The 15,772-nt window shown below is 61.8% G+C and carries 15 protein-coding genes; 8 read left to right on the forward strand and 7 right to left on the reverse strand.

Annotation, left to right across the window (positions count from 1 at the left end):
* The first annotated feature begins 296 nt into the window (after positions 1 to 296).
* Together ASD12_RS17095 and ASD12_RS17100 are read left to right on the forward strand one after the other, a co-directional pair.
* Positions 297 to 2,069 (forward strand): AMP-binding protein, encoded by a 1,773-nt coding sequence (locus ASD12_RS17095; RefSeq protein WP_056588439.1) that lies wholly within the window; start codon positions 297 to 299, stop codon positions 2,067 to 2,069.
* 136 nt (positions 2,070 to 2,205) lie between these two features.
* Positions 2,206 to 3,309, forward strand: coding sequence for a calcium:proton antiporter (locus ASD12_RS17100; RefSeq protein ID WP_056588442.1), 1,104 nt, complete (start codon positions 2,206 to 2,208; stop codon positions 3,307 to 3,309).
* Between the two features lie 46 nt (positions 3,310 to 3,355).
* On the opposite strand, the gene ASD12_RS17105 is transcribed toward ASD12_RS17100, so the two are convergent.
* Entirely contained in the window at positions 3,356 to 4,264 is a 909-nt protein-coding gene (locus ASD12_RS17105; RefSeq protein WP_056588445.1) for a LysR substrate-binding domain-containing protein, read from the reverse strand.
* A gap of 100 nt (positions 4,265 to 4,364) precedes the next feature.
* Here ASD12_RS17105 and ASD12_RS17110 point away from each other — a divergent pair, with 100 nt between their 5' ends.
* Positions 4,365 to 4,943: a hypothetical protein gene (locus tag ASD12_RS17110; RefSeq protein ID WP_056588448.1), complete on the forward strand. Its 579-nt coding sequence runs from the start codon at positions 4,365 to 4,367 to the stop codon at positions 4,941 to 4,943.
* A gap of 46 nt (positions 4,944 to 4,989) precedes the next feature.
* On the opposite strand, the gene ASD12_RS17115 is transcribed toward ASD12_RS17110, so the two are convergent.
* The 5 genes from ASD12_RS17115 to ASD12_RS17135 form a co-directional block, all read right to left on the reverse strand.
* Positions 4,990 to 5,784, reverse strand: a complete 795-nt coding sequence (locus tag ASD12_RS17115) for an ATP-binding cassette domain-containing protein (RefSeq protein WP_056588452.1) — start codon at positions 5,782 to 5,784, stop codon at positions 4,990 to 4,992.
* A complete protein-coding gene (locus ASD12_RS17120; protein WP_056588455.1) occupies positions 5,784 to 6,881 on the reverse strand; it encodes an ABC transporter permease in 1,098 nt (365 codons plus the stop codon). The genes ASD12_RS17115 and ASD12_RS17120 overlap by 1 nt, the downstream gene beginning before the upstream one ends.
* A gap of 55 nt (positions 6,882 to 6,936) precedes the next feature.
* The gene (locus tag ASD12_RS17125; RefSeq protein WP_244482872.1) at positions 6,937 to 7,833 is read right to left on the reverse strand and encodes a sugar ABC transporter substrate-binding protein; all 897 of its coding nucleotides are present in this window, start codon (positions 7,831 to 7,833) and stop codon (positions 6,937 to 6,939) included.
* A 173-nt stretch (positions 7,834 to 8,006) separates the two neighbouring features.
* Positions 8,007 to 8,906 carry a myo-inosose-2 dehydratase gene (gene iolE / locus ASD12_RS17130; protein WP_056588462.1) on the reverse strand — a complete coding sequence of 300 codons (900 nt, stop codon included), beginning with the start codon at positions 8,904 to 8,906 and terminating at the stop codon, positions 8,007 to 8,009.
* Complete coding sequence (locus ASD12_RS17135; protein ID WP_056588465.1) at positions 8,903 to 10,021, reverse strand: Gfo/Idh/MocA family oxidoreductase; 1,119 nt, start codon at positions 10,019 to 10,021, stop codon at positions 8,903 to 8,905. Before ASD12_RS17135 ends, iolE begins: the two co-directional genes overlap by 4 nt.
* A gap of 98 nt (positions 10,022 to 10,119) precedes the next feature.
* On the opposite strand from ASD12_RS17135, the gene ASD12_RS17140 reads away from it, so the two are divergent.
* Positions 10,120 to 11,589, forward strand: coding sequence for a PLP-dependent aminotransferase family protein (locus ASD12_RS17140; protein WP_056588469.1), 1,470 nt, complete (start codon positions 10,120 to 10,122; stop codon positions 11,587 to 11,589).
* Positions 11,590 to 11,707: 118 nt separating this feature from the next.
* Here the strand turns inward: ASD12_RS17140 and ASD12_RS17145 are convergent, their stop codons facing one another.
* Positions 11,708 to 12,385 (reverse strand): MIP family channel protein, encoded by a 678-nt coding sequence (locus ASD12_RS17145; protein WP_056588472.1) that lies wholly within the window; start codon positions 12,383 to 12,385, stop codon positions 11,708 to 11,710.
* A gap of 317 nt (positions 12,386 to 12,702) precedes the next feature.
* On the opposite strand from ASD12_RS17145, the gene ASD12_RS17150 reads away from it, so the two are divergent.
* From ASD12_RS17150 to ASD12_RS17165, 4 genes are all read left to right on the forward strand, one after another.
* Entirely contained in the window at positions 12,703 to 13,992 is a 1,290-nt protein-coding gene (locus tag ASD12_RS17150; RefSeq protein WP_056588475.1) for an RsmB/NOP family class I SAM-dependent RNA methyltransferase, read from the forward strand.
* A 76-nt stretch (positions 13,993 to 14,068) separates the two neighbouring features.
* A complete protein-coding gene (locus tag ASD12_RS17155; RefSeq protein WP_056588591.1) occupies positions 14,069 to 14,521 on the forward strand; it encodes a TspO/MBR family protein in 453 nt (150 codons plus the stop codon).
* 98 nt (positions 14,522 to 14,619) lie between these two features.
* Positions 14,620 to 15,078, forward strand: a complete 459-nt coding sequence (locus tag ASD12_RS17160) for a PaaI family thioesterase (RefSeq protein WP_056588478.1) — start codon at positions 14,620 to 14,622, stop codon at positions 15,076 to 15,078.
* A 4-nt stretch (positions 15,079 to 15,082) separates the two neighbouring features.
* Entirely contained in the window at positions 15,083 to 15,748 is a 666-nt protein-coding gene (locus ASD12_RS17165) for a 5'-methylthioadenosine/S-adenosylhomocysteine nucleosidase (RefSeq protein ID WP_056588481.1), read from the forward strand.
* Positions 15,749 to 15,772: the final 24 nt, after the last annotated feature.

Here is a 15,772-nt window from a genome sequence, read left to right on the forward strand (position 1 = left end):
CTGCGCCAAAATCTCCATGCCTTGCGACATCGATGGCGTGAGCCACCTCGAAAGCGCAAATTTCAGTCCATGCCGAAGCTATCTTAGCGCATATGCCCTTGAGGGAGGGTGGACAGCCGCCGAAGGCGGATCGACGGGAGGGTCGTTGCGGCCGTGCTCGACGTGAGACGACCCCACCCGCCTCGCTTCGCTCGGCACCCTCCCCTCAAGAGGGAGGGGATCGTCCAGTACCATCGACGGGATTTCCTCCACCCCGGGAGGCTGATAGGCTCGGCCAGTCCCGGGAGGAGAGAGCGATGCCAGTCAATCTCGACGAGCTGAAGAACGCCACCAATTTGCGCGGCCGCGGAGCGCGCAATGGCGGCACCTTCGTCGCACCCGTCGACGGCAAGGCGCATGTCTCAGGCGAGCTCACGATGCCGTTGCTCGACAAGACAATTCCCGCACTGTTTTCCGACACAGCCAGCAAATACGCCACGCAAGACGCCGCCGTCTTCGTCGACCAGGACAAGCGCTTCACCTGGAGCGAACTGTCGGACACGGTGGACGCGCTGGCCGCCGGCTTCCTGGCGTTGGGCCTCGCAAAAGGCGATCGCGTCGGCATCTGGTCGCCCAACCGCTGGGAATGGCTGGTGACGCAATTCGCCACCGCCCGCATCGGCCTGATCCTGGTCAACATCAACCCGGCTTATCGGCTGACCGAACTCGAATACGCCTTGAACAAGGTCGGCTGCAAGGCGTTGGTCACGGCGGCCAAATTCAAGACCTCAGATTATCTCGGCATGATCGAGACGCTGGCGCCGGAGATCGCCAAGGCCACGCCCGGTAAGCTCAAGGCGCAAGTACTGCCGGCGCTGAAGATCGTCATCCGCATGGGTGATGAGAACTCGCCCGGCATGTTCAATTTCGGTGATGTGCTGGCCATGGCCGGGCGCGACGAGCATGACAGCCTCGACCGCATCTCGGAGGGGCTGAAGCCCGGCGACGCCATCAACATCCAGTTCACGTCAGGCACCACGGGCGCGCCCAAGGGCGCGACGCTGACCCACAGCAACATCGTCAACAACGGCAATTTCGTCACCTCGGCCATCAAGCTGACCGTCGATGATCGGCTCTGCATCCCGGTGCCGCTCTATCATTGCTTCGGCATGTCGATGGGGACGATGGGCTGCGTGTCGAAAGGGGCGACCATGGTTTTCCCGGGCGAGGGGTTCGACCCCGGCGCCACGTTGAAGGCGGTGGCTCAGGAACGCTGCACCGGGCTCTATGGCGTGCCGACCATGTTTGTAGCACTCCTCGATCATCCGGATTTTTCATCCTTCGATCTCTCCAGCCTGCGCACCGGCATCATGGCCGGTTCGCCATGCCCGATCGAGGTGATGAAGAAGGTGGTGTCGCTGATGCATATGGAAGAGGTGACCATCGCCTACGGCATGACCGAAACCAGCCCGGTCTCGTTCCAGAGCGGCGTCGACGACCCGCTGGAAAAGCGCGTCTCGACCGTCGGGCGCATCCACCCGCATGTCGAGGTCAAGGCTGTCGATGCCGATGGAGCCACCGTCGCCGTCGGCGCGCCGGGCGAGCTCTGTACGCGCGGCTATTCGGTGATGAAGGGCTACTGGGACGACGAAGAGAAGACCCGCGAGGCGATCGACACCGACGGCTGGATGCACACCGGCGACCTCGCCACCATCGACGCCGAGGGCTATTGCAACATTGTCGGCAGGGTCAAGGACATGGTCATCCGCGGCGGCGAGAACGTCTATCCCAGAGAGGTCGAGGAATTCCTCTACCGCCATCCCAAGGTCAGGGAAGTGCAGGTGTTCGGCATTCCCGACACCAAGTATGGCGAGGAGCTGTGCGCCTGGATCGTGCTCAAGCCCGGCCAGATCGCCACCGAACAGGAGATCAAAAACTTCTGCGCCGGCCAGATCGCCCACTACAAGATTCCGCGCCACATCCGCTTCCGCACCGAATTGCCGATGACGGTGACCGGCAAGCCGCAGAAATTCCTGATGCGCAATGCGATGGTCGAGGAATTGGGGCTGGTGACGCAGAAGACTGCGTGAGGGGCAGGGTGCCTCGATGGTGTCGTTTGCCGGAGTCGAACGCCGGGCGATGGGCTTGCCGGCTTTGCGATGACATTGGCTGAGGCGCTCCCCACAGGCTTTCCGCAAGGTTCGCAGAAACACATGGGGGGCTTGAATGACTGGTTTCGGACGATCGGCGATTTCCTACGCGATGCCCATCACTGCGCTGGCGATGGCTGTCGCGGTCAGAGCCAGCGGGCTGTCGGTGGACCAGGGTTCGCTGAACGCCAGAATCCTTGTCGGTGCGCTGTCGAGTGCGATCATGTTCGTCACCATTTTCGTGGTGCTCGACCACGCCGAGGCGGTAGCTCGGCGGGTAGGGGAGCCGTACGGCACGCTGGTGCTGACGTTTGCCGTCACGGCAATCGAAGTGTCGATCATTGTTTCCATGATGCTGCATGGAGAGAACAACCCGACGCTGGCACGGGAGTCCGTCTTCTCGACGGTTTTGATCACATCCACCGGCGTTGTCGGCATGTGTCTCGCGCTTGGTGGCTGGCGTCATCGCAAGCAGGCCATCCTGCGGCAAGGGACCAGTGCCTATCTGGCGGTTCTGATCGCGCTGACCGTCATGACGCTTATTCTGCCGACCTACACCCAGACCACGGATCCCGGCACGTTTTCGGCAGCCCAACTTGGTTTCGTCAGCGTCCTTTCAGTGCTGCTCTATGCAAGCTTCGTGTTCGCGCAGACTGTTCGGCACCGGGAGGACTTTATCCAGGGACAACCACACGACGTTTCGGTGCGCGCTGCCCCTCACGAGAACATCTCTGCCAGCGCTCTGTTGCTGATGGCCGGCCTGATCGGAATTGTCATGCTCGCCGAGCAGGTCGCGGCAAGCGTCGAAGATACGCTCGTTACCTACCAGGTGACGCAGGCTGACAGCATTGTGGGGGCAATGATCGCGGGGCTGGTGTTGATGCCGGAGGCCATTTCGGCGGTGCGCGCTTCACTCAAGAACGAGCTGCAGCGCGGCTTGAATGTCGCGATGGGTTCGGCTTGCGCCACGATCGGCCTGACCATACCGGGAGTCGCAGCCGCCAGCCTGTTGACGGGGAGAGGACTGACCCTGGGGCTGCCGGCTGCTGATGCGGTCCTTTTGGTCTTGGCGCTTTTCATATGCAATGTAAGCTTCAGCACTGAAAGAACGACGTTCTTGACCGGAATGGTCCATCTTGTAGTATTTTTTACTTATGCATTTCTGATATTTATACCATGAGAGCTTTGGTGTAAGCGAAGCGCCGGGGGCGGCATCCTTCGTTACCTCAGACCGCGGATTTGAGGTGATCGATGAAGGCGCGCAGCTTCGGCAGGACTTGGCGCTTGCCGGGATGATAGAGGAAGACGCCCGGCGTGGTGGCGGCGACGCCGTCCAGCACCGATCTGAGTTTTCCCTGAGCGATCGGACCTTCGGCGACGGGTCGAGGCGTCTGTGCCAGCCCAATGCCCTGCATCGCGGCCCCCAGCAGCGTCGGGTAGTCGTGCGCGATCAGTGGGCCCGAGACCATCGCTTCGACCTCCCCGTTACCGTCGACGAAGGACCAGGGCGCGATGGCGCCGTTCGAACGGCGCAAGCGCAAGCAGGCGTGGTGGCGCAGATCCTCGACATGCTCGGGGCTGCCGTGGCGCTCGAGATAGTCCGGGCTGCCGACGACCACGAACGGGAACGACGGCGTCAGCCGCACCGCGACCATGTCGGGCGCGATGAACTGGCCAAGGCGGATGCCGGCATCGAACCCGCCGGCCGCGAGATCGACCATCTCGTCACTCGCGGCGATCTCCAGTTCGATCTCGGGATAGGCCTGGCAGAATGACGCGATCATCGGCTCCAGGATCAACGGCACGACGGCGCGGGGTACGGACAGGCGTAGCAGGCCGGTCGGCCGTTGGCCGACATCACGCGCGGCCTCGCCTGCCGCGACGAGTTCCTCGAAGGCAGGGCCCGCACGATCGAGGAACCGCTGACCAGCCTCGGTCAAACCGACGCTTCGTGTCGTGCGCACGAACAGCGCCGCACCCATGCGGGCCTCCAGCGTGCGCACCGCCTGGCTCACGGCGGACGGCGTCACGCCGAGATCGGCGGCGGCACGGCGGAAGTTGCGGCGCCTGGCGACTGCCAGGAACACCTCGACGCCCTCCAGCGCACCGTGTCGGACTGTGTAGTTCTGCTTCATAGGTTGTTGTGATTACACCGCCTAGTCGAACTATGGAAGCTGGCTTAGAGGTAACCGATTGAAGCTGGACGGCCTGAGCCAGTTGCTGACAGGAGGTCAAATGTCCACGGAAATGGTGTTCCAAACCCATCTCGTTCTAGGCTACATCGCGTGGCTTCTCTGCTTCGGCGCATACGGTCTGCGGTGGCTGAGTTCGATGGACCGGGTCGCGGCGCAACGTGCCATCGCGACTCTGCACAGCTTCCGCTTCTTCGGGCTCGTCTTCATCCTGCCGGGCGTCGTAAGCCCCGATCTCCCAGCCCATTTCGCCGTGTCTGCCGCTTACGGTGACTTCGCTACAGGTCTGCTGGCCATGCTGGCGCTGCTCACGGTGAGGCTGCCTCGGCTCTTCTGGCTGTTCGTCGTCGCCTTCAATCTCGTCGGGACAGTCGAGCTCGTCATCGACTATTGCCACGCCATCCAGGTCGGCCTTCCTGCACACGCGGAGCAGCTGGGCGCCGCCTACGCGATCCCGATCATCTACGTACCGCTGTTGATGATCACGCACATTGCCGCATTCTATTTTCTGCTACGTCCTCACCAGAACGCGACCCAAGCCATCGTGGACAAAGGGCTGCTTCCTGACCATCCCGACGCCCGGCCGGCGGACGCCGTCGAGCTTTTCAACTGTGATGTTTGAGGGATCGAGTCTGCCAGGCAAGTTGGCACACGACCGGCGGGACGCCTCAGGTCGGCGTGCTTTTGGCCGCTTTGGTCAGTTCCTGCTCCAGATCGACCAGTTCCTTGCCACCCGCCATCAGATTGAGCAACTGATCACGATCAATTTCGGTTTTTGCGTAAGTGCCAGTGCTTTTGCCGCGCTTCAACAACGTGAAGCGATCGCCAACCACATAGGCGTGGTGAACGTTGTGGGAAATGAAGATGACTCCGATGCCGCGCGCCTTGGACTGCACGATGAGCTTCAGAACCACGGATGCCTGATGGACTCCCAGCGCCGACGTCGGCTCGTCCAGGATAAGAACCTTGGCGCCGAAGTAGACGGCGCGGGCGATAGCCAGGCACTGACGCTCGCCGCCTGAAAGCGTGCCGACGGGTTGCTCGGGATCGCGCAGCTGGATTCCCATCGCAGCCAGCTCGTCATACGCGGTGCGGTTTGCGAACTCGGTGTCAAACTGTCGGATCGGTCCGAATTTCCGCATCGGCTCGCGCCCCAGAAAAAAGTTTCGCGCCACGCTCATCAGCGGCACGAGGGCGAGGTCCTGGTAGACGGTGGCAATGCCGCTGTTGCGCGTATCGGCCGGCGAGGCAAACCTTGCAGGCTTGCCCTGTACGCGGATTTCCCCTTCGTCGGGGGTGTAGACGCCGGATAGCGTCTTGATCAGCGTCGACTTGCCGGCACCATTGTCGCCGAGCAGGCAATGCACCTCGCCGGGACGTACATCGAAAGACACGTCCTTCAGCGCAACGACCGACCCAAAATACTTGCTGACCGATTTCAGTTCGACATAGGGCTCGGCCATCACCGGCTCCTCATGGCGCGGTTACGCACATAGCTGTTGAACAGCACCGCGATGACCATCATGGCACCCATGAATAGCTTGAACCAGTCTGTGTCGATGCCGGTGTAGAAGATGCCCATTTGCACCACGCCGAAGATCAGCGCCCCGAACATGGCGCCTATGGCCGATCCGTAGCCACCGGTAAGAAGCGTGCCGCCGATGACGACGGCAATGATGGCCTCGAATTCCTTCTGGGTGCCGCGTAGCGTGTCGGCCGAGCCCGTGACCAGAACCTGGATCGCCGCAAAGAGTGCGGCCGCCATGGCCGTCATGACGAACAGGGTGATCTTGGTGCGTGCAACCGGCACGCCGAGGTTGCGCGCGGCATTGGCCTCACCCCCCGCGGCGAAGATCCAGTTGCCGAAGCGGCTGCGCGTCAGCAACCAGGTACAGGCCAAAGTCAATACGATCCACCAGATGATGGACACCGGGATGCCGGAGATCGACGGCAGGCCGTCCGCACGCTTGCCAATCAGGCCGATGTCCGAAAGCCAGGCGATGGGGCCGGAAAATACCTGTCCCGAGAACAGGCTGTTGAGGGGATCGTTCAAGGCTAGTTCGTGCACGCCTGAAACTTGCGTTCGCCCGGATATGCCGCGCGTGAGACCGAGTGTCAGGCCGCGCAGCATGAACAAACTTCCGAGCGTCACAATGAAGGAGGGCAATCCGGTTCTGACCACGGCGAGCCCGTTCAGCGCCCCGATGCCGCCGCAAACCGCAAAGCAGAACAGCAAGGAAAGCCAGATCGGCCAGCCCCAGAACACGGACGGGATGGCGATCAGGATTCCGGCAAACCCGATCATCGAGCCAACCGACAGGTCGAACTCACCCGCGATCATCAAAAGGGCAACGGGCGCGGCGAGAATGCCAAGTTGGGCCGAGACTTCGAGGAAATTGATGATGCCCTTGGCGCTGAAAAGCCCGGTATTCCCCGCGGTGATGGCGAAGAACACGAAGACCAGAACGGTTCCGGCCGCCGCGCCAAGCTCCGGCCTGCTGAGAAGACGGCTCAGACGGGAGACGGAGCGGACCCGCTCGTCGCGAAGCTCTGCAGTCATGGATGCGTTACCTTCGTCAGTGAAGGCGGCCGGGCTGATGCCCGGCCGCGAACTGTCAACGCTTGCCCAGTTTTGCCAGCTCGATGACCGAGGCGGCGGTATCCTTGGAGACGAAGCCGGGCCCCGTCGGATAGTCGGCGATCGGCATGATCTTGTACTTCTTCCAAAGGTCGAACATGGCGACCGGTATATAGCCCATGGCATATTGCTGGGCGTCGATACCCCATTCCATCTTGCCGGCAACCACGGCCTGCAGGATCGTGGGAGACAGGTCGAATGTGCCGGTTTTCACCTTGCCCGCAAGGCCCATTTCATCGAGCGCGGCCAGCGTCGGTTCGGCACCGCTGGCGCCGACTGCGAGAACGAACTGCGTATCCCCATGGGCAGTCATGTAGGCGATCACGCGGTTTTTCATTTCAGTCGGGTCAATGACGCCGTTCATCACCGGAACATCGACACCAAGACCTTTGGCGAAGCCGGCACAGCGGTCATCAAGGCTCGAATTGCCCACTTCGTGATTGGCGCAGACTGCCTTGGTGAGGCCGAGCGCCTTGATGCGCTCGCCCGCCATGACGCCCGCCTGGAACTCGTCCTGGCCCATGAACAGCAGGCCGCCAAGGTCATGCGTCAGTTTGGAGCCACCGGAATCGATGACGATGACCGGGATGCCGGCGGCAATGGCATTCTTGACCGGCGCTGACAGAGCCGCCGCGTCGGGGATCGAAACAACCATTCCGTCAGGCTTCGAGGCTGCAATGGCGTCTATCATCTGCGCCATCTTGGCCATGTCGAAGGTTTCGGGCGCCAGATATTCAGCCTTGACGCCCAGGGTCTTGGCCGCGTCGTCCATGCCGTTCTTCACGACCGACCAATACGGATCGCCGCTCTGGCCGTGGGTCACAAATACCACGCGCGTATCGTCGGCGGCCGCGAGGCTCGTGGCCGCTGTCATCAGTATGACGCCGGCCAAAAGGCCGAGCGCAGGCTTTATTAATTTCGCGAGCGAAAACATAGAACCTCCTGTTTGTTTTCCGCCGCCGCAGTTACGGTCGGCAGTCCAGTTGCCCCTTCAGTCCAGTTTCATTCATCAGCACTGGTTCCTTGGAGGCCGCATCGCGGCCTCGATCATTCCATGACGGTAAATCCGGCTTGCCTGGCCATGCGCGAGAGATTTTGGAATCCCATTGTCGCATAGGTCAGCGGGTTGGCCTTGTTGGGATCCTGCTCGGCCTCGACGACCATCCAGCCACTATAACCGTTGTCGGCAAGCACCCGCAAAATGGCCGGGTAATCGATGAACCCGTCGCCGGGGACCGTGAAGATACCTTCCATGACCGCGCCCATGAAACTCATGTCGCCTGCGCGGGCACGATCAAGGACGGCTCTGCGCGCGTCCTTGCAATGCACATGCACGACGCGTTTGACATGCGCCTTGATCAAAGCCAGCGGGTCGCCGCCTGAAAACATCGAATGGCCGGTGTCGTAGAGAAGGCCGACCGCCTCGCCGGTTTGCCGCATCAGCGAGCCCACCTCGGCATCGGTCTCGACGATGGTCCCCATATGGTGATGAAAGGCCATGCGCACGCCGAAATCCGCCATTCTCTCGGCCAGTGCGGTCAGTTTTCTGCCGTAGGCCGGCCACTCTTCAGGGCCAAGAGCCGGGCGCTGCGAGATCGGCCCCCAAATGGCATTGTGGCGCCCCCGCGAGGTGTCGGCATAGACGACATGGGTCGATCCCATATCCTTCAGAAGCTGGAGATGTGGCGTGATCGCATCCATTTCCGCGCTGACGTCCTTCTCGTCGCAACGGCCATCATACCAGCCGGAGATCACGGCAAGTCCATACTGCTCCATGATCGGCTTCAGTTCAGCCGACCGGCGCGGAAACTTGCCGCCAAGCTCGGTCCCGGAATAGCCGGCCTGTCTGGTTTCGCTAAGACAGACCTCGAGTGGCGTATCGCCGCCGAGTTCCGGCACATCATCGTTGGTCCAGGTGATCGGATTGATGCCGATGCGAACCTTCACGGGCGAACTCCTGATTGCTTGAGTTGGGCAAGGTGATGCCGGGCGAGGCCGACCAGAAGCACCATGTCGCGACGAGCGTGTTCGGCCGTGTTGCGCACCGGCGTGCCTTCGACGATCGCCGACCAAAAGCCTTTCAACTCTTCGACAAACGCCTCTTCGTAGCCGCTTCGAATCTCCCGGCTGGAGAGGGTGTGGCCGTCACTTGTGCGCAGGGTCAGGCGCGTCGGCTGGTGATTGAGATAAGGCGAGGGGAATTCCAGTTCCAGCGAGGCGTCGTCGAAGTAGAGAGTGATGCGCTCGCGGTAGTCGGCTAGTCCCGGTACGGCCAGGTGCACCATGTTCCAAAGCGCCTGGCCGTCGAGCAGCCGTACGGCACCCTGGCCGCCTCCGCCCTTGGCAAAAAGCGAGGCACCAACAATTTCGCCGTCCGAGACTCCGAGCGCGTCGAGCAACCCGTGGATGGCGTTCACGTCGTGCACGATCGACGAACAGTAAGCGCCAACGAAGCCGCGAAAGGCGTCGGCGTCGTCTATTCCGGGCAAGGCGCGCTCCACTTGCTCGCGCTGCTTGGCGGCGGTCGAGGCAATCAACATCGCCGCGACGTCTTCCCCCCGGCATGTGGAGTGGTGACGTACGAAGGGCCACGCGTCGGCATCATTGGCCTCGACCGAAACGTAGCGAAGCGCTTGCGCCGTGCCCGGCAGCATTTTCAGTGCCGCTTCGTAGCTCGGATCGAAACGCTTCATGTAGCCGACCTGAAGCACCGTTCCGGCGCGGCCCCTGGCGGCGATCAATTCGTCAATGTCCTCGGCGCTGTAGCAAAGCGGCTTTTCGCAGAAGACGTGTAGGCCCCTGGCGAGGGCAGCGAGACTCTGTTCCAGGTGCAACGCATCCGGCGAAGCTATGACTACGGCGTCAAGCGGCATGGCAAGAAGCTCATCGAGCTCGGCAAATGTCCTGAGGCCGAACTCCTCTTCGACAAAGGCGCGGACTCTCTGCGACGGATCATAGACCCCGAGGACCTCGAACTGCCGGTGCAACTTGAGCAGATTTGGAATGTGTTCGACCTGGGCAACGCCACCGGCACCGATCACACCCACCCTTATGCATTGCATCGGTCAGCCCCATCTGAACCTGATCGCATTTTTCTTGAGCCTAGGACTGCTTTGGTTCCATTGTTAGAACCAGATCGCTTTGATTTTTTGGAACCACAATGAAGACCAGTTTTCCAATCGACGGCATTTCACTGGATCGCGACAGCCCCGCTAATTTGCATCGGCAGCTGTATGTCCAGTTGCGTGATCTGATCGAGCACCGCGTGCTGCCGAGCGGTCACGCGTTGCCCTCGACACGGGTTATGGCGCGGGATCTGCACGTTGGCCGCAACACCGTGATTGCTGCTTGCGACCAACTGGCGCTGGAAGGCTACCTGGCCATGCGGCCGCGCAGGCCCTCGGTGGTGATGGATCTACCAACCCGTTCGGCCGTGCAGGAACATGTCTCGGCAGCGGACGAGAACCCGATATCCTTGCGTGGGCAGATCATGCTCGCCCAACCTTATCATCATGGCCGGCCCGGTATGCTGGCATTTCACCCCGGCATGCCGGACCCGGACAACTTTCCTTTCAACACCTGGTCCAAGCTGCTCAGTCGCCGTGCAAAATTCGCGCACATCGACCTTTTCGGAACCTATCACGTCAAAGGCTATCCCCCTCTTTGCGAAGCCATAGCTCGCTATCTCACGGCTTCGCGGGGCGTGAAGTGCAGCCCCGAACAGATCGTCGTGACCAATGGTGCCCAGTCGGCGTTCGATCTTCTGGCCCGGCTGCTGATCGATGAAGGCGACACGGTATGGATGGAGGAACCAGGATACTACGGCGCGGGTTCGGCTTTCGTCTCGGCGGGAGCGAAACTGGCCCCGCTGCGGGTGAGTAATGCAGGGTGGGACCTTGACCCACCGCCTGTCATTCCGCGCATGATTTTTGTGACGCCTTCCTGCCATCACCCTCTCGGCATAACCATGCCGATGGAACAGCGGCTCAATCTCCTGCACATGGCCGAGACTTGGCGGTCATGGATCATCGAGGATGACTATGACGGCGAATACCGCTTTCAAGGACAGCCGATTCCTGCGCTGCAGGGCATCGGCGCGTCAAATCGCGTGGTTTATGTCGGCACCTTCGCGAAGATACTGTTTCCAGCCATGCGCCTCGGCTTTCTGGTGGCGCCCAAGGCCATAGACCCTACTATCGTCTCGGCGCTGAGCGTGACCGGCCAGTTTGCCCCACTGCTTACCCAGGCTGCGCTGGCCGACTTCATGAACGAGGGGCACTTTACTCGCCATCTTCGACGCATGCGGCGTCTCTACTCGGAAAGGCGGCAATTCTTCCTGGAAAGCTCGCAGAGATATCTCGGAGAATGGCTGGATTTCCACGCCACCGAATCCGGCATCCAGGTTGTCGGCATTTTCCGCGAGAGATGTAACGACACGTCAATTGCCGAGGCGGCGCTCCAGCACGGGATCAATGTATCGGCCTTGTCGATTCAGTACCGTCATGGCACGAAACAGAACGGTCTTGTCATGGGCTTTGCGGCTGCCGATGCGCAGACAACCGAAAAGACTATGCAGAAATTTCGGACCCTGCTGAAAACCTGTTTCTCAAAAACACCTGATCTCGGGTAAAATGCCGAGACTAATCATTGTTTTGAGGCCGAGCCTTTGGCGAGAATTAGATGGGTCTATCGCCAACAAAAAAGGCGCGGGCCTGACCCGCGCCTTTCGATGCCCGAGCGTTCGGAGCTCAGTCCTTCTCGAAGATGCGCGCCTTGGCGACGACGCCGGCAATAGCGCCGCCGATCAGCGGTGCGACGATGAAGAGCCAGAGCTGGCCGATCGCGGCACTTCCCGAAAACAGCGCGGGACCGATCGAACGGGCCGGGTTGAGCGACGTACCCGTCACCGGGATGATGGCGAAGTGCAACCCCGCCAGCGTCAGGCCGATGACCAGCCCGGCGAACGCCGTCGAGTGCTTTTCAGCCGTGACGCCCAGGATCACGGTGACGAACGTGAAGGTGCCGATCACTTCCCATAGGAATGCCGAGCTGACACCCCATTTCGTCACGTCCCAGCCGTTGGGGCCGAAGCCGGTGGTGTGTCCGCCAACCTGGCCGGAGACGATGATCCACAATGCCAGCGAAGCAAGGACGCCGCCGATGATCTGTGCGATCCAGTAAGGGACGACGTCCTTGGCCGGCAGCCGGCCGGCAAGAAAGACGCCGAGCGTCACCGCCGGATTGAGATGCGCGCCCGAAATGGGGCCGATCGCATAGGCCGCCGCAATGAGGCCGATGCCGAACGCCAGACCGATGCCTTCCTGGCCGAGCGGCAGCGCACCGCCGAAGCCGCCCGTCACCACAGAAGCAGTACCGATGAACACCAATAGAAATGTGCCTAGAACTTCCGCCAGATAAGTCTTCATTGCCCTCTCCTCGTGTCGATCCGCCGGTCCGCGTTTTCCGCGCCGCGAATCATGTCGGCAAGAGTATTACCTGGCGAAAAACTTGGAAAGCAGTGCAGCTATGCCAGATTGCGTGCTTGTATTCGGTCGTTGCGAACATTAGAGACCCGTCATCTATTGGTCGATCTGCTGTTACGGGTCGAGGACATTTACTGGTCGGTCGGTTTTTGGCCGGTTAGGGGCCTCATCATCGCTGGACGGAAGCGGGGTTCAATCCAGACCTAAAAGGCTCTAAGAGCAGGCTCAGAGATCACGTGCTCGATTTGATGGAATGACGAATGCGACTGGGCGGACGGCTGGCAGCGGCCATCGAAGTATTGGAAGACATCGGCCGGCGCCACCGGCCGGTGGCGGACGCGCTGAAGGATTGGGGCCTGTCGCATCGCTTCGCCGGCGGCGGCGACCGTGCGGCGATCGGCAACATCGTCTATGACGCCCTGCGCCACAAGCGTTCCGCCGGCTGGCTGCTGGGCGAGGACACGCCGCGCGCCATCGGCTTCGGCGCGCTGCTGCTCGAATGGGGCCAGACGGCCCAGTCGCTCAACGACGCGCTCGATGGCGACAAGTTCGCACCGCCGCTGCTGACCGCCGCTGAGCTTCAGGCAATCGCCGGGCGCCGGCTTGCCGATGCGCCGGACGCGGTGCGGGCGGATGTTCCTGACTGGTGCGCGCCGCTTTTCGAGCGAGCCTTTGGCGCCGGCTGGGTCGACGAGGGTGCGGCGCTGGCGACACGCCCGCCGCTCGATCTCAGGGTCAACACCTTGCAGGCCAATCGCGACAAGGTGCTGGCCGAACTGACGGGAACCGGGGCGAAACCCGCTGCAATAGCCCCGCACGGCATCCGCATCCCGCCGATCGACGGCGACGGCAGGCACCCGAACGTCCAGGCGGAGCCGGCCTTCCAGAAAGGCTGGTTCGAGGTCCAGGACGAAGGCTCGCAGATCGCGGCAGCCCTTGCCGGGGCCGAAGCCGGCATGCAGGTGCTGGATTTCTGCGCCGGCGCCGGCGGCAAGACGTTGGCATTGTCGGCTGCGATGGACAACCGCGGCCAGATCTTTGCCCACGATGCCGAAAAGGCGCGGCTGGCGCCGATCTTCGACCGCATTCGCCGCTCTGAAAACCGCAATGTCCAGATCGTCACCAAGCCAGCCGAACTCGCCCAGCTGGGCAACCACATGGACATTGTGCTGGTCGACGCGCCCTGCACCGGCAGTGGCACCTGGCGGCGCCGTCCCGATGCCAAATGGCGGCTAACGCAAAGACAGCTCGATGCCCGCAAGGGCGAGCAGTTGGCGATCCTCGATGCGGCCAAGGCCTATGTCAAACCCGGTGGCCTGCTGGTCTACATCACCTGTTCGGTCTTCGACGAGGAGAATGGCGAGCAGGTGGCGGCCTTCCGGGACCGCAACAGCGGTTTTGTCCCGGTCGATCATCGCGCGCTTTGGGACAGCCGTTTTCCCGGCCATGAGGCAGCCGCACGCATCGGTGCCAAAGGCGACATCTCCCTGTCGCCGGCGCTTAGCGGAACCGACGGGTTTTTCTTCTGTGCGTTGCGTCGGGCAAACTGACGCTGCCGTTGACAGGCGACGACAGCGCTCCAGTTGCAGATGCGCGGCGTCGGGCCGCCCATCAATGGGGGAATCCTTGCAAAGATATCTGTCGCTTCTGCTCTTTCTCATCGTGGTGTTGGGAGGAGGCCTGCTGATCGGCTACACGACGCTGCCGGGCGAATGGTATGCGTCGTTGGCCAAGCCGCCCTTCAACCCGCCGAACTGGGTATTCGGACCGGCCTGGACACTGCTCTATGTGCTGATCGCCGTGGCCGGCTGGCGGACATGGCAGCGGGAGTCCACGGGGGCCGCGATGAAGGTCTGGGGCACCCAACTTGTCCTGAATTTCTTGTGGTCGCCAACGTTCTTCGGCGCCAGGATGATTGGGCCGGCTCTGCTTGTCATCGTGCTTCTTCTCGCCACCATCGTCCTGTTCATCGCCAGGGTCTGGAACCGCGACCGGCCGTCCGGCTGGCTGTTTGTGCCATACGCGGCATGGGTGGCGTTCGCCACTTTGCTCAACGCTTCGCTTCTCTGGTTGAACTAGGGCGGCCTTTGGATCGTTTTGTTGCAGTGCAGCAAAAGCATTTGCCTGCCGCCCATGCCTCTGCAATAAGCTTATCCGCGTAAAGGAAGGCAGCGGCCATGGCAGCAAAGATCGTACCCGCCCCGGACTATGAAGATCGCGTCAGGACCTCCTTCGCGCGGCAGAAGGCGATGGCCACGATCGGTGCCGAGCTGACGCTGGTGACGCCCGGCATCATCGAGATCGAGATGCCCTATTCGGCAGAACTCACCCAGCAGCACGGCTTCCTCCATGCCGGCGTCATTTCGACGGCGCTTGACTCGGCCTGCGGCTATGCCGCTTTCTCGCTGATGCCGGAAAATTCCGGCGTGCTGACCATCGAGTTCAAGGTGAATCTGCTGGCGCCCGGCCGCGGTGAGCGCTTCCTGTTTCGCGGCTCGGTGACCAAGCCCGGCCGCACCATCATCGTCGCCGATGGCCAGGCCTACGCCTTCGCCGCGGATGGCGAGGCCAAGCTGATCGCGACGATGACCGGAACGATGATGACGGTGGTTGGCCGCGACGGCATAGAAGGTTGATCTGATGGGTAACGTTGTGCGAATTGGCGGCAAGGACGTCCTCTTCGTCATGGCGGCGCAGGCAGAATATGGCCCGCACCTCAAACAGCTGTTCACGCCATTGATGACAGGCGTCGGTCCGGTCGAAGCAGGCGTCAGGCTGGGTGTCGAACTCTCCTCGCTGAAATCGGAGAAGGCGCTGCCGGATCTCGTCGTTTCGCTTGGCTCAGCCGGCAGCCGGACGCTGGAGCAGACGGAAATCTACCAGGCCGTTTCGGTCAGCTACCGCGACATCGACGCCTCGCCGCTTGGTTTCGAGAAAGGGGCGACCCCGTTTCTCGATCTGCCGGTGACGGTGCCGCTGCCGTTTAGGATTCCTGAAATCAGGCAGGCGACGCTGTCGACCGGCGGCGCAATCATCACCGGTGCGGCCTATGATGCGATCGCCGCGGAAATGGTCGACATGGAGACCTTCGCCTGCCTGCGCGCCTGCCAACTGTTCGACATCCCGCTGGTCGGGCTGCGCGGCATCTCCGACGGCGCGGCCGATCTCAGGCACGTGGGCGACTGGACCGAATATCTGCATGTCATCGACGAGAAGCTGGCGGACGCCGTCATAAGGCTCGAACAGGCTATTGGCTCGGGCGCGCTTCGGACGGAACCGTCTCGTGACGATGCAAGACGAGTCTGAAAGTCAGGCCTCGCAACCCATTGC

Source organism: Mesorhizobium sp. Root102 (assembly GCF_001425625.1).
Taxonomy (GTDB): domain Bacteria; phylum Pseudomonadota; class Alphaproteobacteria; order Rhizobiales; family Rhizobiaceae; genus Mesorhizobium.

Excerpts from the sequence above, each read along its gene's own strand:
- ASD12_RS17160 (WP_056588478.1), top strand. The coding sequence starts at position 14,620 with ATGGCAGCAAAGATCGTACCCGCCCCGGACTATGAAGATCGCGTCAGG.
- ASD12_RS17100 (WP_056588442.1), top strand. The coding sequence starts at position 2,206 with ATGACTGGTTTCGGACGATCGGCGATTTCCTACGCGATGCCCATCACT.
- ASD12_RS17150 (WP_056588475.1), top strand. The coding sequence starts at position 12,703 with ATGCGACTGGGCGGACGGCTGGCAGCGGCCATCGAAGTATTGGAAGAC.
- ASD12_RS17140 (WP_056588469.1), top strand. The coding sequence starts at position 10,120 with ATGAAGACCAGTTTTCCAATCGACGGCATTTCACTGGATCGCGACAGC.
- ASD12_RS17110 (WP_056588448.1), top strand. The coding sequence starts at position 4,365 with ATGTCCACGGAAATGGTGTTCCAAACCCATCTCGTTCTAGGCTACATC.
- ASD12_RS17125 (WP_244482872.1), bottom strand. The coding sequence starts at position 7,833 with ATGACAGCGGCCACGAGCCTCGCGGCCGCCGACGATACGCGCGTGGTA.
- ASD12_RS17145 (WP_056588472.1), bottom strand. The coding sequence starts at position 12,385 with ATGAAGACTTATCTGGCGGAAGTTCTAGGCACATTTCTATTGGTGTTC.
- ASD12_RS17095 (WP_056588439.1), top strand. The coding sequence starts at position 297 with ATGCCAGTCAATCTCGACGAGCTGAAGAACGCCACCAATTTGCGCGGC.
- ASD12_RS17165 (WP_056588481.1), top strand. The coding sequence starts at position 15,083 with ATGGGTAACGTTGTGCGAATTGGCGGCAAGGACGTCCTCTTCGTCATG.
- ASD12_RS17120 (WP_056588455.1), bottom strand. The coding sequence starts at position 6,881 with ATGACTGCAGAGCTTCGCGACGAGCGGGTCCGCTCCGTCTCCCGTCTG.
- ASD12_RS17135 (WP_056588465.1), bottom strand. The coding sequence starts at position 10,021 with ATGCAATGCATAAGGGTGGGTGTGATCGGTGCCGGTGGCGTTGCCCAG.
- ASD12_RS17115 (WP_056588452.1), bottom strand. The coding sequence starts at position 5,784 with ATGGCCGAGCCCTATGTCGAACTGAAATCGGTCAGCAAGTATTTTGGG.
- ASD12_RS17105 (WP_056588445.1), bottom strand. The coding sequence starts at position 4,264 with ATGAAGCAGAACTACACAGTCCGACACGGTGCGCTGGAGGGCGTCGAG.